Origin of the sequence: Zwartia panacis, from assembly GCF_030410395.1 — a bacterium.
GTDB lineage: Bacteria > Pseudomonadota > Gammaproteobacteria > Burkholderiales > Burkholderiaceae_B > Zwartia > Zwartia panacis.
Window position 1 is genome coordinate 87,981 of record NZ_JAUHHF010000003.1, and the last position, 19,407, is coordinate 107,387.

Here is a 19,407-nt window from a genome sequence, read left to right on the forward strand (position 1 = left end):
TCAGCAGCAGCCGCTCATCAATTTTTGATGGCGACGCCCATTGTTGCAAAATACTTTTTGTACCATTCGGTTTCAGCTTTCAGCTGAGCGGCCAGCGCCTTGCTATCCTTGAAATCGAACGGCAAGTAGTTGCGTTTGAGCATTGCTTTGAACTCATCAGACTGTACAACTTGAGTGAAGGTATCCTCAAGTTTTTTGAATACATCGGGAGGCAAGCCTTTGGGTACCGCGACAAAAATTCCCACATCAGGCGGATAGTCCCAGTCGCAACCGATATCTTTGAGCCTCGGAACATTGGGGAAATTTTGATCTTTCTCGCGTTGAAAAATAACGAGTTCGCGTAAGACGCCATCGTTGACGAGTGGTAAATGAGAGCCCGAACCTGCGGTGAAATCAACGTGATTACCCATCAGCATGGTGTTAGCCTTGGATCCTCCTTGCGTCGGGATCATCTTGAAATCGAGTCCCTTGCATTTCATGAGTGCCGCCACACCCATTTGCTGTGAACCCACCGCGATGCCCCCTGCTCCCGCCACCGCATATGACATACCTGGCTTGGACTTAGCATGCGCGATGAACTCATCGATTGTTTTCCAGGGTGAATTGCTATTCACAACAATCGAACCATTATGGAAATAGCTGTACTGCAACATACCGACGACATTCTTCGGATCGTAGGAGACCTTCATGATCATCGGACGGCTGGTGATCGCAGCCGTAGAACCAACCAAAACGGTATAACCATCCGGCTTTTTCGATGCCAGCAAACCGGTCGAAACCGTACCGCCACCACCCCCTTTATTTTCCACAGTGATCGGTACACCAAGAATTTTTTCCGCGCCAGCCGCCAATGTTCGCGCAGAAATGTCTGTGGTTGCACCCGCCGCATAGGAAACAATCATCGTGATGGGTTTGTCGGGAAACGTCTGAGCCTGAACAAGCCCCGTCGTGACAGTGGATAGGATGAATGCACCCAAGCCCATGGTTTGCCTGATAGTCATTGAAGTCTCCTGATAATTTTTATAAGAAGTAATCAAGCTTTGACCTACTGTAGAACAAGCTGCCCTCTGCGACAAGCATAAGTCATGCAGATGGATTAGCATTGAACAAAATTCAAACAACACCTTCGGAGACGTCATGAAAGCATTCGAGTTGCGTTACAAATTATGCAAATTACTTAGCTTTTCTGCGCTGTTATTTACCCTGTTACCTGCGTCCTCACATGCACAGCCTCAGCCTCAAATCAACAAACCCATCCGTTTGATTGTCCCCTACGCGCCTGGTGGAGCAACGGATGCGCTCGCGCGTTTGGTCGCACCCTATGTTGGAGAGGAGTTCGGCCAACAAGTGGTGATCGAAAATCGCCCAGGCGGCGGCAGCACGATCGGTACATTGGCCGTGGCTAAAGCCGAGCCAGATGGTTTGACGATCGGCATGATTGATGCCGCCTTCATCACCAACCCAAGCCTGATTGCCAAGCTCCCTTATGACACGCTTAAGGATTTCGCACCGATTGTGTTTGTCGCGACATCGCCGCTTGTGCTGGTGGTGAACCCCTCAATACCCGCCCAAAACGTTAAAGAGTTTGTGGCTTATGCCAAAGCCAATCCTGACAAGGTCACCTTCGGCTCTGCGGGTCAGGGCACTGGTGTGCACCTTGCCGCCGAACAGTTCCGGGCACATGCTGGCGTACCGATGCTTCACGTACCATTCAAAGGAACCGGCGAAGCGGTCACGCAACTTGTAGGCGGTCAGATCACGGCGATTTTCTCGACACAAACAGGCGCAAAATCCATGATCGATGCCGGTCGCTTGCGAGCGCTCGCCATCACGAGCCAGAAACGCAGTGACCTGCTGCCAAATGTGCCGACATTCGCCGAGTCTGGCTACAAAGACGTTGATGCCAGCACGATCAACGGTCTAATCGCACCCAAAGGTACACCTGACGCATATATCCAGCGTGTGAATGCCGCCATTAATCGGGCGCTTAAAAATCCGGCTTTGATTGCAAGACTCGACCAACAAGGATTCGTGATTGCGGGTGGAACGCCCCAACAATTTGCCGAATGGATTCCGAAGGAAATCGGCAAGTGGGGGAAAATCATCAAAGACGCCAACATCCAAGCTCAATAGGCACATATTATGACCATACGCAGTGTTGATACGATCGCCTTGAATCTCCCTTTTGAAATCTACGGTCCACGCCCTAAATTTGCAGGGCTGGATCGTTCGATGGAAATCCTTTTAGTACGTGTCGAAACAGACTCCGGTATCGTGGGTTGGGGAGAAGCGTTTGGCTACGGCATCTGGCCCGCCACGCGCGCAGCGATTCATGCCATGGTCGCACCCCTGGCAATCGGTCGTGACGAACGCGATATCGGCGCACTCATGAACGACTTGAATCGTAAACTGCATATCGTCGGACGCACAGGCCCGCTGGTCTATGCACTCGCAGGCCTGGACATCGCACTGTGGGATATTGCCGGCAAGGCTGCCAATCAACCTTTGCATGCCCTATTGGGCGGTGCGCACCATCACAAACTCCCCTGCTACGCGAGCTTGATGCGCTATACGGATCCAGCGCTCGTCGCTGAGAACTCTGCCCGCGTCGTCGAGCGCGGCTATGGTGCGGTCAAACTTCATGAGCTTGGTGTCGAGCATATTCAAGCCGCGCGCAATGCGATCGGACCTCGTATCGGTCTGATGATGGATGTGAATTGTCCATGGACGATCGACGAGGCGCTTAAAGTTGCCGAGGCCGTTCGTCCCTACGATTTGATGTGGTTTGAGGAGCCGATCTGGCCTCCAGAGGACTTTGAAAGCTTGGCCCAGGTGCGTCAACGCAGTGGACTCAAAATTGCTGCGGGAGAAAATACAATGAGTCCAAAGAACTTTGAGCAAATGTTCAAGGCTGGTGCAGTCGATATCGCTCAGCCAAGTGTCACTAAAATTGGTGGTGTCTCAGCCATGATGGAAGTCATCGGTTTGGCCCGCAAACATGGGGTGTCGATTGCACCGCACTGTCCGTACTTTGGGCCTGGATTACTGGCCAGTATGCACATCACCGCCACCCTGGCCGAGCCCACCATGATCGAATATTCATTTGCTGACCTGGGTGCCAATCCACTGGGCGACGCCATCGAGGTCAAGAATGGCTTTTTAGATGTCCCGACAGGACCAGGACTTGGCAGGGATCCAGATCCGGAGATCCTTAAACGTTTCAGTGTTTAAAGGCGTAAAAAAAGAAACCTGCTCTCGCAGGTTTCTCTTCACTTAAAAAGTCGCTACCAGATAGCAGCAATTAATTTACTCAACTTTTGCGCCAGAGGCTTCAACAACTTTTGACCACTTGGCTGTTTCCGCGGCAATGACTTTTCCGAAATCCTGAGGTGTTCCAGGAATTGGCACACCCCCCAATTCAGCCAAACGTTGCTGCATTTTTGGATCTGCTAAAAGTTTGTTCACAGCGGCATTAATTTTGTCGATCGCAGCCTGAGGTGTATTTTTAGGCATACCGATACCAAACCAAGCTGTTGCTTCGTAGCCAGGAACGGTAGCGCCCACAGTTGGAAGATCAGGCATGGAAGGCTCGGCGGCAGCAGAAGTCACTGCCAGCGCACGAATACGGTTGCTCTTGATGTGTGGAACCGATGATGGCAAATTATCGAACAGCACATCAACCTGACCCGCAGTCAAATCAATCAATGCCGGACCCGCGCCTTTGTATGGCACGTGCAGCATATTGCAGCCGGTCATGAATTTGAAGAGCTCACCGGACAAGTGCACCGAGGTGCCGCTACCCGAAGAGGCCATATTCACCTTGCCAGGATTGGCTTTGCAATAAGCAATAAACTCAGCCACAGTTTTCGCCGGGACAGAGTTGGAAACGACCATCACGTTCGGCGTGCGAATCAGACCTGCAACAGGCGCGATATCGCGAATGAAGTTATACGAAAGTTTCTTGTAAAGCGATGCGTTGATTCCGTTTGCGGGATTCACCAGCAACATCGTATAGCCGTCTGCGGGGGAGTTGATCACAAACTCAGTACCGATATTGTTTCCGCCGCCTGGCTTGTTTTCCACGATCACTTGTTGACCAAGGGACTCTGACAAACTCGCCGCGATGATGCGAGCCAACACGTCAGTTGTTCCACCTGGTGGATAAGGGACAACCCAACGGATGGGCTTGTTTGGATATTCCTGCGCGAAGCTCACGCCGCAAGCTCCGGCGAAAATGACACCAATCATGGCAAAGATACGAGCAATACGAAGCATTCAGATCTCCTGTGATTTTTATGAGCGAATGGATACGCCGTGCAACATCGTACTGGGTTTTTATCAATTTGAGACCCTTTAAAACTAAATTTTTCTTATTCAGATCACATACCCCTACTCAACACACACCATTCAACGAAATATCCCCACCCTCAATCATCCCTTCGCAAAATACGAAGACCTCCGTCCAAACAACAAATGGACGGCCCCGCCCAAGCTCGGTAAATTTTGAGCATGGAAAATATTCAAACTTCGCACACCACTGCTGCCCCAACAAGCGCAGGACCACTCGTCGGGGTCAAAGTCCTCGAACTGGGACAACTGATCGCCGGACCCTTCGCAGGCAAAACACTTGCGGATTTCGGCGCCGAAATCATTAAAGTCGAATCACCCGAAGCGGGAGACCCCTTGCGTAAATGGCGCCTCCTGAAAGAGGGAACCTCGATTTGGTGGCAGGTACAGTCACGCAACAAGCGCTCCCTAGCGTTGGATTTGAGAAGCCAGGAAGGCCAGGATATCGTGCGCCGTCTGGCCAGCGAAGCCGACGTGCTCATTGAAAACTTTCGACCTGGCGCCATGGAAGGATGGGGACTCGATCCCGAGGATCTGTTGAAAGCAAATCCTGGACTGATTGTGCTGCGCGTCAGTGGTTACGGTCAGACTGGCCCCTACAAAAATCGACCCGGCTTTGGCGTCGTGGCCGAGGCCATGGGTGGCTTGAGGCATCTAACCGGAGAACCCGGCCGCGTACCCGTCCGGGTCGGCGTCAGCATCGGCGACACCCTGGCAGCTTTGCATGGCGTGATCGGTATCCTGCTCGCGCTGCATCACAAAAAGAATACCGGCGAGGGACAAATCATCGATGTTGCCCTCTACGAAGCAGTCTTTAACTGCATGGAAAGTTTGCTTCCCGAATACAGCGCCTTTAACGCCATCAGAGGCGCGGCTGGAAGTGCTCTGCCAGGCATCGCCCCGACCAACGCCTATCTGTGTCGTGATGGTGGTTACGCACTGATCGCAGGCAATGGCGACAGTATTTTTCGTCGTCTGATGATCATGATCGGACGTCCCGATTTAGCGCAGGATCCATCTTTGGCTAATAACGATGGTCGCGTGGCCCGGGTACAAGAGCTCGATGAAGTGATCGGCGCATGGACGATCCAGCGCACCGTGGACGAAGTCCTTCAGGCGCTCGAGGACGTCAGTGTGCCCTCAGGTCGTATTTACACCATTGAAGATATCGCCAAAGACCCTCATTACCTGGCTCGTGGCATGCTCGAATCGATCGAACTCAACGATGGCAGCAAAGTTCTGGTGCCGGGCATTGTCCCCAAACTCTCGAAAACGCCCGGTCAACGTCACCGTCTCGCCCCCTCTCTGGGTCAAGACTCAGAAACCATCCTCAAAGAAGTCGGTCTGACGGACCACCAGATTCAGCAACTGATCGAGCGTGGCGTCGTCAAGGGAACAAGCTAAGGGAGAAAAAGCGAAGAGAACAACCAAAGAGAACAGGTAGAATGAATCTTAACAAGACATTCTTCATACGGACGGAGCATGAAAAATCCTCCTGCGAACCCTGCAAATCGAGCGCTCTCGTCCGTCTCCTTTAATCTCACCCGCTTTGATTTACTCTCCATTCGACTGGCCGTTTCTTGCGCCCAACATGGCAGCCTGACCGTCGCGGCACGCGAATGCAACATCGCACTTGCCGCAGCGAGCCGTCGCATCAAAGAACTCGAAGCAGGCCTGGGCCTTCCTCTCTTTGAACGCCGTCCGACAGGACTGATTCACACTTCAGCCACAAGTCCTTTTCTCAAGCACGCCTGGGAAATGCTGGGTGCCCTCTATGGCTTGGAATCTGAACTTTCTGATCTCAAGGAGGGAATTTCAAGACATATCAAAATTTGCGCGAGCTCAGCCGCGATCAACCAGTTTTTACCCCCGTTGTTGGCGAACTGGCAAAAAAATCATCCTCAAGTCCAAATCGATATTGAAGAGCAAGTTTCTGCTGCCGTTCTGATGCGTGTCCTTGAAGGACGCGCCGAAGTTGGCGTATTTGTCGAAGGCCCTGAGACACACGGTCTGCGTACCTGGCCATTTCGCGAGGATGAACTGGTTGTGGTCTGTTCACGCGCCCATCCTCTGGCTGCCACGCCTGCACGCACGCGTCTGGATTTTGATTCATTGCTGAGCGAGCAATGGATCAGCTTGGGTTCGGGTGCCGCGATGCTCCACGAGCAACAGCGAGCCGCCATGACGCTGGGTAAACCCCTGAAGATTCGCATGTATCTGCGCAGCTTCGATTCGATCTGCCACATGGTCGAAGCCAATCTCGGTATCGCATTACTGCCCAAAACAGCCGTGGAGCCAAATCTTAAAACGATGAAACTCGCGTGGAGAAAGCTTAACGATCCGTGGGCAAAAAGAAAGATGCTGTTGGCGACCGCTCCCGGACCACAAACACCAATCGTGCAACGGTTGATCGAGTTTTTAGGTGAGTCCGCACCATGAGGTCAAAAAGCTGTAGGAGCAAAAGCAGCAATAGCAGCAATAGCAGCAGCAGGCTTGCGGCTCTCGTACTTGCCTCTGTCCTTTTCACCCTCGCCCTTCTGCCAGTGCTGACTCGTGCGCAGTCATCAAATACATCATCCTGGCAAAACATCACTCAACCTTTGGGCACTCTACTCATCAACCCACCCCAAACCGCTCTGCAAGTCAATCAGTACCTCAGCAGTCTGGATCCTAACATTACCCCTGCCACTTATCCTTTTGACGCAAGTACTGATGTCACCAAAATCCAGACGAGTCAGATGCTTTATTTTGTGCGGGTCTACAACGAAGCGTCCGGCTCCTATCCTGTCGGCAGCTGGATCATGCGCGCCTCGCAAGCCAGAGGACTGACACCCGCTCAAATCCGCAACATTCAGGCTCTCCCTGCGCTCCCGGCCAAATTCACACTCGTCAAAGTACCCGCCGGCATCATCATGTACACGGGCGTAGCCGCTCCTATCGCAGGCTGGGGCGATGGCGGCGCGACTCAATCCAAAATGATGGGACCGCCTTTTGTACCCCGATCCAATTTCATCAACCAGCAATTGATTGGCGATTGTTTTCTCTGCTATCGAACGCTGGCACCCACCGGAAATGCCCATCAGATCGGTGCCGCACTCGATCGCGGAACACCCCAACCCTATTCGAATCTCGATACGCTCTACGATAATCTGGATCTCCTCTACGCACCTGAGACTGCCGGACAATTTCGTACTGCGCTCAACGCGCTCTCGGGCGAAGCCGCCACCGCGACCCAAAACATCGCGCTGGGCAACACTTCATCCTTTGTCGACGCGATCCGTCAAAATACGTTCAACTGGCTCTTGCGACCGACCGGCACAGACAACATGCTCAGCACATCAAACTCTGCTCTGTGGGTGAACTTAAAAGCAAACAGCTCGCTACTCAGAGGCGACAATGACACTGCGAGCGTCAACGCCTCTGGTGTCAGTCTGCAAGTCGGTCTCAACCGAAAAATTAGCCAAAATTTTTTGGCGGGCGTTGCTTTGGGTGGCTCTAACTCGAGCTTCTCAGTCAACGAACGTGCGAGTCATGGAACGCTCAACGCCTTCAATGCCGCGATCTACGGCATCGCAAAAAGTGACAATGTCTACGTCTCGGGCACACTCGCCTACGCATTTTCCGGTAACGATCTCAATCGGGACGTGATCGTCAACGAACTCTTCAATCAACTCAAGGGTAGCTTTAACAGCCAAATCCTGAGCGCACGCCTTGAAGCTGGATACCTTGCCCGACTCGAAAATATCAATGTGACACCCTATGCGGCCATCGAACCGGGTTGGCTCTGGCAAGGCAGTTTTAACGAAAGTACGCGCGGCACTCAAACGCCAACGGTGAATCTTGGTCTGAACTATCAGTCTCAACAAATCACGTCCGTGCCCTTAACCCTCGGCCTACAACTCGACTCTGCACACGTTTTGAACAACGGCTGGACCCTGCGCCCGTCCATGCTCGTCGCCTGGATTCACAATCTCAACCCAACACGGCAGGTCGATGCGTCCTTGCAAATGCTTCCCGCACAGAGCTTCACCGTCTATGGGGCCTCAGCGCCTAAAAATGTCGGACGTTTGGTACTTGGACTTTCGGGCACTCATCAGGCAGGCGTGACAAGCTATCTTGCTCTCGAAGCAAACGTTTCCAACCAAGGCCAAGCGCTCGGCATCAAAGCGGGCGTGAACGTGCGGTTTTAATTTTCCGAATTAATACGCCTAATACGCCTAATATGCCTAATACGCCTGCTCCAACAATGCCTCATACAAGTCCACCGTCATGACACGCGGGTTGGTCTTGTTCGCGTTATCCAGCATCGCCGCATGCGCAATTCCTTTCAGCCTGTCTCGGGTTAATCCAAGATCTCGCAAACGTGGTGGTATGCCAAGCTCACTCACCAAGCCGGAGATTTTTTCTGGCAAGTGTGCGACTGACGAGGCTCCACACAATTCAGCGATCTTGTGGGCTTTATCACCCAAAGACTCAAGATTCAAACGCAACACATGCGGCAGCAAAATCGCATTCAAGGTTCCATGGTGATAACCCAACGCCCCTAAAGGATGCGCGCAAGCATGCACAGCGCCCATGCCTTTTTGAAAACACAATGCCCCCTCTAGAGAGCCCATCATCATGTGCCAGCGCGCTTGCCGATCATCACCGTGTTTCACCGCCTGACGAATATTGGAAAATATCCTTTGCATACCATCGACCGCGATCGCATCCGCAGGTGGATTCACCGTTGCTGAACAATAGGTTTCCACACAATGCGCTAACGCATCCATGCCCGTTGTCGCTGTCACGAGCGGCGGCAGGCCGAGCGTCAACTCCGGATCGCATAACGCCGCAGTCACGATGGCGGGACAGCGAACACCCGCTTTGATGCCATGATCAAAAATGATCACCGCAGATCGCCCGACCTCGCTACCCGTTCCTGATGTCGTAGGTATCAAAATCAAAGGTGGTGTTGGACCCAGTGGCAACTCATCGGGATTACGGTTTGAATAATTCCACAAGGGTGGTGCATGCGTGGCCAATATCGCAATTGCTTTGGCCAAATCCAATGCCGCGCCACCACCAATACCGACGACGCCATCACATCTATAGGCATGAAAAGCCCGGGCACCCGCAATCGCAGAAGCTTCGGTTGGATTGGGCGGAACTTCACTAAACAAAGCCTGCGTCAAACCGGGCTCAAGCGACTCTGTCGCCTGCGCGAATACGCCCGCTGCGATGACGCCGCGATCAGTGACAAATAACGGTTTTGAACATTGCGCTGTCGCCATGACCTGCGGTAACAGCTTGCGTGCGCCAAAATCAAAATGAACAGGGGGACCAAATAGAATCAGGCTCATACAATGCGCACAATCTGTTTGCCAACGTTGGCGCCGTTGAGCATGTCAATAAAAGCTTGCGGAGCATTTTCCAGCCCCTCTGCAACCGTCTCGAGATGTTTCAGTTTCCCGGCACTGTAAGCCTCCTGAATTTCCCTGGTGGCCTCGGGCCACAGATCACGATGGTCGGACAAGACAAATCCATGTAACGACACCCGCTTGTTAAAAAACTCGCGATAGTTTTTGATCCCGTAAAGTTCAGTCGCGTTGTATTGCGATACCGTGCCACACAATGCCACACGGGCTCTTAAATTCAGCAAGGTCAATACATAATCGGTAATGGGGCCACCCACATTATCAAAATAAACATCGACACCACCAGGGAGGGCTTGAGCAAGATTTTTCTCAAACTCCGGGCTCTTGTAGTCGATACAGGCATCGAATCCCAGTTCTTTCACTACGATTTCACACTTGCGCGCTCCGCCTGCGATACCAACCGCCCGACAACCCCTCAACTTGGCTAACTGACCGACCACACTCCCAACAGCTCCCGAAGCCACCGAGACTAAAACAGTCTCACCGGCGACAGGTTTACCAAACGCCATCAATCCTACCCAGGCAGTCAACCCAGTCGAACCCAGAGCACCGAGAAAAGCGCTCAGTGGTTTAAAGCTTGGATCGATCTTCTGTAGCTCTTTCACGGGGGCCGCACTGACATCCTCCCAACTCATGCGGCCAACGACCCAGTCACCCACCTGAAGGCTATTGTCCAGACTTTGCACAACCTGACCAATGGTACGGCCCACCATCTTTTCACCAATTTGCATCACAGGTGCATAGGAGTCTTTGGCCTCCATCCGCATCCTGATGTAGGGATCAACGGACAGGTAGTAGTTGCGGATCAGGACTTCGCCTGTTTTGATCGTTGGAATCGGACCCGACTCGAGCTTGAAACAATCAAGAGTCGGCATGCCCTCCGGACGCTTTGCATAAAGAATTTGACGATTCACTGCCGGAAGAGATGACATGACGTGTGCTTAACCCAGAGAAATATTGGCTGTACGGATGAGTTTTTCAAGAGAGGTTCTTTGCGCTTCGAGCCAGCTGGAAAACTGTGCAGGCGTGTTGACAACCAAAACCATCCCTCGGGAATCGATTGTTTTAATCACCGCAGGTGATTGTGCTGCTTTGGTTGTGGCAGCTTGCAAACCATCAATCGCCTGAACAGGCGTTCCTTTCGCGGCAAAGAATCCAAACCAGTCATCCATATCAAAGCCGGGATAACCTTGCTCGGCAATCGTAGGGATATCCGGATAACTCTTTGTCCGCTCCAGACTGGTCAAACCAAGAATGCGCGCCTTGCCTGCCTGAACTGCACTGATTGCTGTGGACAACGTCAATAAGGTCGAATCAATCTGTCCGCCCATCAGGTCACGTAAGGCATCCGCACCACCCCGGTATGGGGTGTGAATCAGCTCAATACCCGCAACCTGTTGAAACATCGCAATCGCCAAATGACCCATGCCACCTGATGGAGGTGTGCCACAGGTCACTTTTTTAGGATTGGCTTTCGCATACGCAACAAACTCTTTGAGGTTCTTAGCGGGAAAATTCTCCCTGACTGCTAGCACCTGCGGAACGCGTACCGCCAGGGACACAGGCACAAAAGACGTTTTATAATCAAAGGCGATGTTCTTGAGCAAAACGGGATTGGTCAATTGATTGGCGGCATCCCATAAAAAGGTATAACCATCCGCAGGCGCCTGAAGCACAGCTTGCGCGGCGATCATCGCGTTCCCGCCGGTTCGGTTTTCGACGATCACGGATTGCCCGATCACCTCGCCCAATGCAGCACAGATTGCTCTGGCCGAAGTATCCGCTGCACCTCCTGCTGAAAAAGGGACAATGACTCGGATACTTTTGTTGGGCCAGGCCCCCTGGGCAAAGACGTTTGCTCCAACCAATGGCGCAGCGATGGCGCCGAGACCAGCCTTTAGGATCGCCCTGCGCTTAAACAAGTTTCGACGACCCAAATCACTCAAGATTTTTTTCACTATTGTCTCCAGATTAAACGATGGCGATCTAACGTCGCCTGTTTGATCCGGATACTACTACAAGGTGTTAACTCAACACCACAGGTCGATTCGATAGCTCGTTTTGATCCCCGTCTTTAATCGGAAAATGTTCCAGCAAGTGCCGTGTCACCGCTTGAATACCACTGAGCACACCGCCACGAAAATCATTCCCTCTAAAAGCAGCTTCCATCTGATGGCAGATCCGCGTCCACTCGGCATCCCCAACTTTGGCATGAATGCCGCGATCGGCGACAATCTCAACCGCGCGATCAGCCAGCAGCACGTAAATCAACAACCCGCAATTATGTTCGGTATCCCAGATCCGAAGGTTTGAAAATAAACCGACAGCACGCGCGCGTGGCGACTCGCCTCTGAACACCTGCACCGGGTCAAGTGCAGCCTCAACCGCAAATCGCAACTCACCCGAATGTCTGGTTTCACTTGCCTGGATAGCGGACTCGATCTCGCGCAACACGGCTTTAGGAAAGGCCTGCTTCAGTTGCAGCTTGGTGGTGAAAATATGCTTGAGTAAACGTTTCGTTCGCATCGCTACCATCTCCCCGAGGCGCCACCACCACCAAAACCACCTCCGCCACCTCCGAAGCCACCTCCTCCAAAGCCGCCACCAGATCCACCTCCAAACCCACCATGACTTGAACTGCGTCCAGAGCCGCGTCCTGCACCGCCACCACCGTAATAGCCGGATCCCAAGCCGCCCAAACCACCTCCCAGCAATGTCACGATGAACGCGATGACACCACCCAAAATTGCCGTCAAAAGCGCGCCAGCGATGAACCAGCCAATGATCGATACCGCGACAGCCGTCACACCTGCCCCCAAACCTCGACCGAGAATACTTCGTAAAAAGCCCCCCAGCACTAAGGCGATCACGAACAGCACAGACAGTGAGGACAAAGTGCCCTCTTGGTCAGCCACCAGCTGTCGAGCTGGGACTGGGGCAGGCAATATCTCCCCATCAATGACCCGCCCGATTTGATCCACGCCGGCGAGGATGCCCCCATAAAAATCCTGCTGCTTAAACCGCGGGATAATGGCCCCATCGATGATCCGCTTGCTCATGGCGTCGGTCAACGCACCCTCAAGGCCATAACCAACCTCGATCCGCACAGCACGGTCATTTTTAGCGATTAGCAATATGACCCCGTCATCCACCTTTTTTCGACCGAGCTTCCATTTGTCTGCGACACGAATCGCGTACTGCTCGATCTCCTCGGGTTTGGTGGTCGGCACCATCAACACAGCCACCTGACTCCCCTTGCGGGCTTCGATTTCACGAAGCTTTTGATCAAGGGTACGCAGCTGCTCTGACGTGAGTGTTTTCGTTTGATCAATCACTCGGCCCGACAGAGCAGGCACAGCGATCTCGGCCGAAACCTGCCAAGGCAGTAAAGCAGCCCACACCAACAGCAAGACGCTGCAAACACGCGCGAATCTCATCCTCCAACCGACGCGGTTCTCTTGAGAGTCGTACATTACTTTGCTGGTGCTTTATCGAAATTCACAGCTGGCGCCTTGGAAATTTCGGCTTCATTTTCAACAGTGAAGCTTGCTTTGGGTTTGTAGCCAAAAATCATCGCCGTGATATTCGAAGGGAATGAACGCACTGCGATGTTGTATTCCTGTACAGCCTGGATGAATCGATTACGCGCAACTGTGATCCGATTTTCAGTTCCCTCAAGCTGAGCACGAAGCTCCTGGAAACTTTGATTCGATTTCAATGAAGGATAGTTTTCCACCACCACCATCAAACGGCTCAGCGCACTGGTCAACTGACCTTGCGCAGCCTGAAACTTTTGAAACGCTTCGGGATCGTTGACCAGCTCAGGCGTCGCCTGAATCCCCGTTGCCCGGGCACGGGCCTCAACGACTCGCGTCAGGGTGTCTTGCTCAAACCCAGCTTCGCCCTTGACCGTGTTGACCAAATTTGGCACCAGATCCGCACGTCGTTGGTACTGATTGAGCACCTCAGCCCACGCAGCCTTGACCTTTTCATCGGCTGTTTGAAACGTGTTGTAGCCACAGCCCGACAGACTCAATGTTGCAAACAACATCAGGAGAGAAAAATATTTACGCATGATAAATCCAGTATTAAATGACACGATCGTGCCAGTTTAGACCCTCAGTCAAAAACGTCAATGACGTACACAGGTGATTGGCGTACGCTCAAGCGTTGACAGACTGCGGCAAAGGTAGATACTCCGCGTCGAGATGGCCCGTTTTCACATAAATCAGCGCACCCTCGGATTGGGTGAACGGTGCGTGCTGGCTGTAGCGAGGACTCCTGATCCACGCACCCGCCGGATAGCTTCCATGCTCGTCGTGAAACACGCCGTCGAGCACAAATATCTCCTCACCTCCCGGATGAACGTGTCGATTGAAAACAGTATCAGGCGCCCACCGCACGAGAGCTGTATTCACTCCATTAAACTCGTGCAAAGGCAGCACTTTCAGACCTGGAACCATCCCCTGGTACCACTGTGCTGTGCACGTGTCGATCCGAACGGACTGATGATCTCCCGGACAAAACTGCCAAAGCTTGACCAAGAGCAAACAACCCGTTTGGGAAGCAGGACTATGCTTACTGCCAGGGGGATTGCGCAAATACGTTCCTGCCGGGTATTTGGCATGTTCATCAGAAAAGACCCCATCCAGCACCAGGATCTCTTCACCACCGCCATGCTCATGCGCCGCAAATGCGGCGCCTGGCGCATAACGCACCACTGAGGTGGCACGTGCGACCTCACCCCCCACGCGATCCAGCATCTTGCGTTGCACGCCGGCTGCCGGCGAACCCACCCAATCCATTTGAGGGGTATGCAATACAACTCTTTGGGTGATGTCGTCGTTGATGTTCATCCTTAATATTCCACCGTTGACTTAAGTCGCAGGATATAAATTCGAAAATATACCTAACTAAATCCAGAGGAAATCCAATGCAATCAGCTGTGATTTGAGCGAAATTGGTTCTTAAACATCTTTAAGACCCCTATCATCCTTTAACTCCGCAAACTTCGCCGCCATCGTCGGATTACCCTTTGTCAACTTTTTAATCGTCACATCCTGCGCCTTGTCATTCGCAAGGCGCAGATTCCGATCCGTTCCAAGTAGAGCCTCTTTGGTCTTTTGCAGATGATCGATTGACTTATCGATCTCGTCGATTGCCTTTTGAAACTTCTGAGACGCTAAATCATAGTTTCTGGCAAAAGCGCTCTTGAAAGTCTCCAACTCGTTTTCAAAATTCGTGATGTCGACGTTCTGTGCTTTAACCAGTGCGAGCTCAGTCTTGTACTTCAGTGAGTTCATCGCAGCATTACGCAACAAAGTGATCATGGGGATGAAAAACTGGGGACGAACAATGTACATCTTGGGGTAGCGATGAAACATGTCCACAATGCCCGTGTTGTAAAACTCATTATCTGGCTCTAGAAGGGAGACTAATACCGCATATTCGCAGCCCTTTTCATTTCGATCCTTATCGAGCTCCTTCAGAAAATCCTCGTTCTTGCTTTTTGTCGCGGTACGATCACTCTCGTTTTTCATCTCGAACATAATCGAGACTATTTCAGTCCCGGACTCATCCGAATCACGAAAAATAAAGTCGCCCTTACTGCCAGTCCGCGCATCGTTATCTTTCTCGAAATACGCTCGCGGGAATGCCGTAGCGCGAATTCGGTTGAATTCCGTCTCACAGTGCTGCTCGAGTGTCTCTCCCACCATCTTCGTTGATAGGCGAGCCTTCATGTCACGCAGACGCTCGATGGCTTCATCGCGATCCTTGAGCTGCGTTTCGTATTTATCCTTGAGCGACTTTTCTGCGAGTGCCTTCTCGAGTTGCGCACGCGCCAAGCCGCTCCTGAGCTCATCGCGCTCTTTCTCGACGCTACTGAGCGCTTGGACAATTGCAAGTTGCTGGGCCATCGCACCTGCCTCGAGCTTTGATTTCAGCGTCTGGATTTCTGCCTCCTTGGCTGCTGCCGCTTGTTGCGATGCATTCAACAACTTGGCCTCGGCCAGCGCAATCGCGTTACGCTTGTCCTGCTCGGCCATCTCGAGCCGCTCATGCAACTGCTGCTCAAACTCGCCATCGCGAACTTGTTTCAAAATATCGGCGTAGCCCGCCTCATCGATTTTGAACGCCTTGCTGCAGTGGGGACAGATAATTTCATGCATAAAAAAAAGCCTTTTACTAGCTTTGAATTGTTTTTAATAACTGCTGCTCGAAGGCACGGATATCTGAGAGACCAAGCAAATCATTCGTTTGTTCTAAAGACGCCATCTGATTGACCCAGTCTCTGGAGTCACCCTTTGCCTGCAAGTCTTTTAAGAATCTCCCAAGAACACCAATCGTCAGTCTTACAGTACTGCTCGGAAAAAGCGCGATGGCATAACCCATTTGTTCTAGCTCTTGAGCAGAATGGAGAGGGGTTAAACCTGTCTCCGACATGTTGGCAATTAAGGGTCCGGGTAAAGTGCGACCAATCAGTTCGAGCTCCTCAGTAGACTGAGGACCATCGACAAACAATATATCCGCACCTGCATCCTTAAAAGCCCGACAACGCTCAAGAGCCTCATTCATACCCATCGGACCTCTCGCATCGGTTCTCGCCACGATGAGAGTATCCGCATTCTCGCGAGCAAGCACAGCAGCCTTGACCTTTCTAATGGCGATATCTCGAGGTTCAACAATCTTGTTATCCATATGACCGCATTTCTTTGGCCATGCCTGATCCTCAATCTGTATAGCAGCCACACCCAGCAACTCCATACCTCGGACGGTACGGACAACGTTCGCAACGTCACCATATCCAGTGTCACAATCCACAATGAGAGGGATGCTAGTCACCCTTCGCATCGACAGAACTGCCTGCTCCACATCTGCGTAAGCAATCAAACCAATATCCGGCTCAGCGTAACGGGATGCTGCTGTGGCATACCCACTGACATAACCGGCCTCGAAACCTTGAGCCTCAATTAACCTGAGCTCAAGCGGAGAGCCGCCACCTGGCACCACCAAAATCTTAGATTGGGAAAGTCTGTTTCGGAGTGTTCGCGCTGACATTTTTAAGATTCCTGAATGATTTTTTTAAAAGTGTACAACACTTATGTTGTATATTATTGTCTAAACATTGATACAGCGCCTTCACTTAATGTCCTCCACTCCCACCCTCATTCGAACAGGCAAAACGATCAGTCGCGTTGTGTCCACACTCAAGGAGCAAATCCTGGATGGTCGGCTTGCTCCCGGCCAGAGATTGATTGCAAACGACCTACTTGAGGAACTCGGAGTTAGCCGTGGCTCCTTGCGTGAGGCTTTTCGTCAACTAGATGCCGAGAGACTCATTAATCTGACCCCAAACAAAGGGGCGATTGTGCGCAAACTCAATATCGCCGAGGTCAACAAGCTTTTTGAGATCAGAATTGCACTCGAGGGTTTCGCTGCCAGATTAGCAGCCGAAAAAATTGACCTGAAAGATAATCGCAAACTTTTTATCGACGTACTCGAGAGAGGACGCAGACATCAACACAATCCGATTTTTTCAGAATTCGTGATCGACAATCGCGATTTCCATCAAGCGATTGTGAACATTTGCGAAAACGATGAGCTCGGCAAACTCATCGACAAATACCAACTCCCTGTATTCATGTTGCAACTCAGACAAGTCATGAGCAAAGAACAAATTATTAAAAACGCACTCAGTGAACACGAAGAAATTGCCAGTGCCATCCTCTCCTCCTCGCCAGAAGCTGCCTATGAAGCCATGAAAAAGCATCTTTTGCATTCATCGCAACTCATTCTTGGATCCTTATGAGCCAATCACACCCTACGCCTGCAGCATTGACGATGACTGAAAAAATCTATGCTGCCCATAGCAACGATAAAAATGTGCGTGCTGGTGACATTGCGATCATCGTGCCAGACGTTGTCCTTCTTAATGATACAAGCGGGACGATTACCACGGCTCAGCTGAAGATGATGGGCATTAAACAGATCGCGAATCCGGACCAGGTTGTTGTAGTAACGGATCATTTTTATCCACCCAAGGATGTCACGAGTGCAAATTCAGTACGCATGCTTAAAAATCTCTCGCACGATATGGGAATCAAACACCTATATGATTCAGGACGTGGTGGAATCGAACATGCTCTCCTTCCTGAGATCGGTTTAATTGGACCAGGAGGTCTAGTCTTTGGCGCAGATTCGCATACCTGCACTGCGGGTGCTTTAAATGCATCAGGCATGGGCTTTGGATCGACTGACCTCGCAGCAGTCTTAGCCACTGGAGAGCTATGGGTCAAGGTTCCTCCTTCCATCCGTATTGAACTGACTGGCAAACCCAATCCATTCGTGACAGGTAAAGACATCATTTTGTCGATCATTGGACAGATTGGTTGCGATGGTGCGTTGAACGCCGCACTAGAGTTTGGCGGTGCAGGCCTCTTTCATCTAAATATTGACGAGCGCTTTGCAATCGCAAATATGGCCGTGGAAGCAGGTGCGGAAACTTGCGTATTTGAATTTGACGAACAAGTTCAGGCATATATTGAATGTTCTGGGTGGCAAGAACATTCACCTGTTTATCCGGATAAAGGAGCCAGTTACCAATCCGTCATATCGATTGCGCTAGAGACAATCCAACCTGTACTCGCAGCCCCACCCTCTCCTGATCATTGCAAACAGCTCAAGGATCTGCTTGGTACAAAAGTCAACCAAGTCTATATCGGCAACTGCTCAAACGGCACAATGACAGATCTCAGGCAGGCAGCAAGCATTCTTCGCCATCATGACGTTAAGGCCGAGGTCAGACTCATCATCGTTCCCGCCACTAACAAAATATATCGTCAAGCGGCCCAGGAAGGGCTACTGGATATCTTTGCCAGAGCAGGTGCATTTGTCTCCATGCCGACATGTGGGGCTTGCTTTGGAGGACACATGGGAATTTTGGCGGCTGGCGAAACGGCCATCGCAACCACCAATCGAAATTTTCGAGGAAGAATGGGCCATATAGATTCGCAAGTATTTTTAGCTAATGCATGGATTGCTGCGGCTGCAGCAGTCAAAGGAGAGATTTACGATCCGGCTCGCCTTTTGAAGGAGGTGTCAATATGACTCAGACCGCAACGGTTCATCGTTATGGAAATGACATCAATACCGACTTGATTTTGCCCGGACAATATCTCAATCTATACAAGCCTGAAGATCTGAAACCACATTGTCTCGAGGGAATCGATCCTGATTTCAAAACCCGTGTAAAAGTTGGCGACATTATCGTCGCAGGTAAAAACTTTGGCACAGGATCGTCCCGTGAACATGCACCGATCGCCATTAAAGCATCAGGAATTGCGTGCATTGTCGCCACAAGTTTCGCAAGAATTTTTTACCGCAATGCTATTAATATTGGATTGCCCGTATTTGAATGTCCGGAACTTGTTGATTACGTAAAAATGGGTGACAACATCACTTATGACATATCAAAAAGTGTTTTCATCAAAGATACGCAATGTTTTCAAGCTAGACCATTTCCCTCCATCATTCATGAAATTCTTAAGGCAGGGGGATTAGTGCCTTACATCAGTCAAAGATCTATTCAATAATCGCTTCAACATATCAATGATTTAGCAGCATCCATTTTAAAAGTTCGCAA

Annotated in this window: 19 protein-coding genes; 8 read left to right on the top strand and 11 right to left on the bottom strand. The window is 51.4% G+C overall.

Annotated features, from left to right (window positions below):
* Positions 1-17 precede the first annotated feature (17 nt).
* Positions 18-1,001, bottom strand: a complete 984-nt coding sequence (locus QWY30_RS05175; protein WP_290238858.1) for a tripartite tricarboxylate transporter substrate binding protein — start codon at positions 999-1,001, stop codon at positions 18-20.
* Between the two features lie 136 nt (positions 1,002-1,137).
* Between QWY30_RS05175 and QWY30_RS05180 the strand changes: the two genes are divergently transcribed.
* Positions 1,138-2,133: a Bug family tripartite tricarboxylate transporter substrate binding protein gene (locus QWY30_RS05180; RefSeq protein ID WP_290238860.1), complete on the top strand. Its 996-nt coding sequence runs from the start codon at positions 1,138-1,140 to the stop codon at positions 2,131-2,133.
* 9 nt (positions 2,134-2,142) lie between these two features.
* Positions 2,143-3,231: a mandelate racemase/muconate lactonizing enzyme family protein gene (locus tag QWY30_RS05185; protein ID WP_290238862.1), complete on the top strand. Its 1,089-nt coding sequence runs from the start codon at positions 2,143-2,145 to the stop codon at positions 3,229-3,231.
* A 75-nt stretch (positions 3,232-3,306) separates the two neighbouring features.
* Here QWY30_RS05185 and QWY30_RS05190 read toward each other — a convergent pair whose 3' ends face one another.
* Positions 3,307-4,275: a Bug family tripartite tricarboxylate transporter substrate binding protein gene (locus QWY30_RS05190; protein WP_290238864.1), complete on the bottom strand. Its 969-nt coding sequence runs from the start codon at positions 4,273-4,275 to the stop codon at positions 3,307-3,309.
* Between the two features lie 234 nt (positions 4,276-4,509).
* Here QWY30_RS05190 and QWY30_RS05195 point away from each other — a divergent pair, with 234 nt between their 5' ends.
* The 3 genes from QWY30_RS05195 to QWY30_RS05205 all read left to right on the top strand — a co-directional run bounded on the left by QWY30_RS05195 (position 4,510) and on the right by QWY30_RS05205 (position 8,537).
* Positions 4,510-5,751 (top strand): CaiB/BaiF CoA transferase family protein, encoded by a 1,242-nt coding sequence (locus QWY30_RS05195; RefSeq protein ID WP_290238866.1) that lies wholly within the window; start codon positions 4,510-4,512, stop codon positions 5,749-5,751.
* A gap of 78 nt (positions 5,752-5,829) precedes the next feature.
* Positions 5,830-6,786, top strand: coding sequence for a LysR family transcriptional regulator (locus tag QWY30_RS05200; RefSeq protein ID WP_290238867.1), 957 nt, complete (start codon positions 5,830-5,832; stop codon positions 6,784-6,786).
* Positions 6,787-6,947: 161 nt separating this feature from the next.
* Complete coding sequence (locus QWY30_RS05205) at positions 6,948-8,537, top strand: autotransporter outer membrane beta-barrel domain-containing protein (protein WP_290238869.1); 1,590 nt, start codon at positions 6,948-6,950, stop codon at positions 8,535-8,537.
* A gap of 36 nt (positions 8,538-8,573) precedes the next feature.
* Here the strand turns inward: QWY30_RS05205 and QWY30_RS05210 are convergent, their stop codons facing one another.
* The 9 genes from QWY30_RS05210 to QWY30_RS05250 form a co-directional block, all read right to left on the bottom strand.
* Positions 8,574-9,689: an iron-containing alcohol dehydrogenase gene (locus QWY30_RS05210; protein WP_290238871.1), complete on the bottom strand. Its 1,116-nt coding sequence runs from the start codon at positions 9,687-9,689 to the stop codon at positions 8,574-8,576.
* The gene (locus QWY30_RS05215) at positions 9,686-10,696 is read right to left on the bottom strand and encodes an NADP-dependent oxidoreductase (protein WP_290238873.1); all 1,011 of its coding nucleotides are present in this window, start codon (positions 10,694-10,696) and stop codon (positions 9,686-9,688) included. Before QWY30_RS05215 ends, QWY30_RS05210 begins: the two co-directional genes overlap by 4 nt.
* A 9-nt stretch (positions 10,697-10,705) precedes the next feature.
* Positions 10,706-11,722 (bottom strand): Bug family tripartite tricarboxylate transporter substrate binding protein, encoded by a 1,017-nt coding sequence (locus QWY30_RS05220; protein ID WP_290238875.1) that lies wholly within the window; start codon positions 11,720-11,722, stop codon positions 10,706-10,708.
* A gap of 67 nt (positions 11,723-11,789) precedes the next feature.
* A complete protein-coding gene (locus tag QWY30_RS05225; protein WP_290238876.1) occupies positions 11,790-12,290 on the bottom strand; it encodes a TPM domain-containing protein in 501 nt (166 codons plus the stop codon).
* Between the two features lie 2 nt (positions 12,291-12,292).
* A complete protein-coding gene (locus QWY30_RS05230; protein ID WP_290238879.1) occupies positions 12,293-13,201 on the bottom strand; it encodes a TPM domain-containing protein in 909 nt (302 codons plus the stop codon).
* Between the two features lie 35 nt (positions 13,202-13,236).
* Positions 13,237-13,839, bottom strand: coding sequence for a LemA family protein (locus QWY30_RS05235; protein ID WP_290238881.1), 603 nt, complete (start codon positions 13,837-13,839; stop codon positions 13,237-13,239).
* A gap of 88 nt (positions 13,840-13,927) precedes the next feature.
* Positions 13,928-14,620 carry a cupin domain-containing protein gene (locus QWY30_RS05240; protein ID WP_290238883.1) on the bottom strand — a complete coding sequence of 231 codons (693 nt, stop codon included), beginning with the start codon at positions 14,618-14,620 and terminating at the stop codon, positions 13,928-13,930.
* 111 nt (positions 14,621-14,731) lie between these two features.
* Complete coding sequence (locus tag QWY30_RS05245) at positions 14,732-15,934, bottom strand: DUF2130 domain-containing protein (RefSeq protein ID WP_290238885.1); 1,203 nt, start codon at positions 15,932-15,934, stop codon at positions 14,732-14,734.
* Positions 15,935-15,950: 16 nt separating this feature from the next.
* Positions 15,951-16,823 carry an isocitrate lyase/PEP mutase family protein gene (locus tag QWY30_RS05250; RefSeq protein ID WP_290238887.1) on the bottom strand — a complete coding sequence of 291 codons (873 nt, stop codon included), beginning with the start codon at positions 16,821-16,823 and terminating at the stop codon, positions 15,951-15,953.
* A gap of 88 nt (positions 16,824-16,911) precedes the next feature.
* Here QWY30_RS05250 and QWY30_RS05255 point away from each other — a divergent pair, with 88 nt between their 5' ends.
* The 3 genes from QWY30_RS05255 to QWY30_RS05265 are packed head-to-tail and all read left to right on the top strand — an operon-like array spanning position 16,912 to position 19,357.
* Entirely contained in the window at positions 16,912-17,574 is a 663-nt protein-coding gene (locus QWY30_RS05255; RefSeq protein WP_290238889.1) for a GntR family transcriptional regulator, read from the top strand.
* A complete protein-coding gene (locus QWY30_RS05260; protein WP_290238892.1) occupies positions 17,571-18,872 on the top strand; it encodes an aconitase/3-isopropylmalate dehydratase large subunit family protein in 1,302 nt (433 codons plus the stop codon). The genes QWY30_RS05255 and QWY30_RS05260 overlap by 4 nt, the downstream gene beginning before the upstream one ends.
* Positions 18,869-19,357 carry a 3-isopropylmalate dehydratase small subunit gene (locus QWY30_RS05265; protein ID WP_290238893.1) on the top strand — a complete coding sequence of 163 codons (489 nt, stop codon included), beginning with the start codon at positions 18,869-18,871 and terminating at the stop codon, positions 19,355-19,357. Before QWY30_RS05260 ends, QWY30_RS05265 begins: the two co-directional genes overlap by 4 nt.
* The last annotated feature ends 50 nt before the right edge of the window (positions 19,358-19,407 follow it).

Coding starts and splice junctions, on each gene's coding strand:
- QWY30_RS05230 (WP_290238879.1), bottom strand. CDS start 13,201: ATGAGATTCGCGCGTGTTTGCAGCGTCTTGCTGTTGGTGTGGGCTGCT.
- QWY30_RS05195 (WP_290238866.1), top strand. CDS start 4,510: ATGGAAAATATTCAAACTTCGCACACCACTGCTGCCCCAACAAGCGCA.
- QWY30_RS05260 (WP_290238892.1), top strand. CDS start 17,571: ATGAGCCAATCACACCCTACGCCTGCAGCATTGACGATGACTGAAAAA.
- QWY30_RS05210 (WP_290238871.1), bottom strand. CDS start 9,689: ATGAGCCTGATTCTATTTGGTCCCCCTGTTCATTTTGATTTTGGCGCA.
- QWY30_RS05250 (WP_290238887.1), bottom strand. CDS start 16,823: ATGTCAGCGCGAACACTCCGAAACAGACTTTCCCAATCTAAGATTTTG.
- QWY30_RS05215 (WP_290238873.1), bottom strand. CDS start 10,696: ATGTCATCTCTTCCGGCAGTGAATCGTCAAATTCTTTATGCAAAGCGT.
- QWY30_RS05190 (WP_290238864.1), bottom strand. CDS start 4,275: ATGCTTCGTATTGCTCGTATCTTTGCCATGATTGGTGTCATTTTCGCC.
- QWY30_RS05265 (WP_290238893.1), top strand. CDS start 18,869: ATGACTCAGACCGCAACGGTTCATCGTTATGGAAATGACATCAATACC.
- QWY30_RS05255 (WP_290238889.1), top strand. CDS start 16,912: ATGTCCTCCACTCCCACCCTCATTCGAACAGGCAAAACGATCAGTCGC.
- QWY30_RS05225 (WP_290238876.1), bottom strand. CDS start 12,290: ATGCGAACGAAACGTTTACTCAAGCATATTTTCACCACCAAGCTGCAA.
- QWY30_RS05245 (WP_290238885.1), bottom strand. CDS start 15,934: ATGCATGAAATTATCTGTCCCCACTGCAGCAAGGCGTTCAAAATCGAT.
- QWY30_RS05200 (WP_290238867.1), top strand. CDS start 5,830: ATGAAAAATCCTCCTGCGAACCCTGCAAATCGAGCGCTCTCGTCCGTC.
- QWY30_RS05240 (WP_290238883.1), bottom strand. CDS start 14,620: ATGAACATCAACGACGACATCACCCAAAGAGTTGTATTGCATACCCCT.
- QWY30_RS05180 (WP_290238860.1), top strand. CDS start 1,138: ATGAAAGCATTCGAGTTGCGTTACAAATTATGCAAATTACTTAGCTTT.
- QWY30_RS05235 (WP_290238881.1), bottom strand. CDS start 13,839: ATGCGTAAATATTTTTCTCTCCTGATGTTGTTTGCAACATTGAGTCTG.
- QWY30_RS05185 (WP_290238862.1), top strand. CDS start 2,143: ATGACCATACGCAGTGTTGATACGATCGCCTTGAATCTCCCTTTTGAA.
- QWY30_RS05175 (WP_290238858.1), bottom strand. CDS start 1,001: ATGACTATCAGGCAAACCATGGGCTTGGGTGCATTCATCCTATCCACT.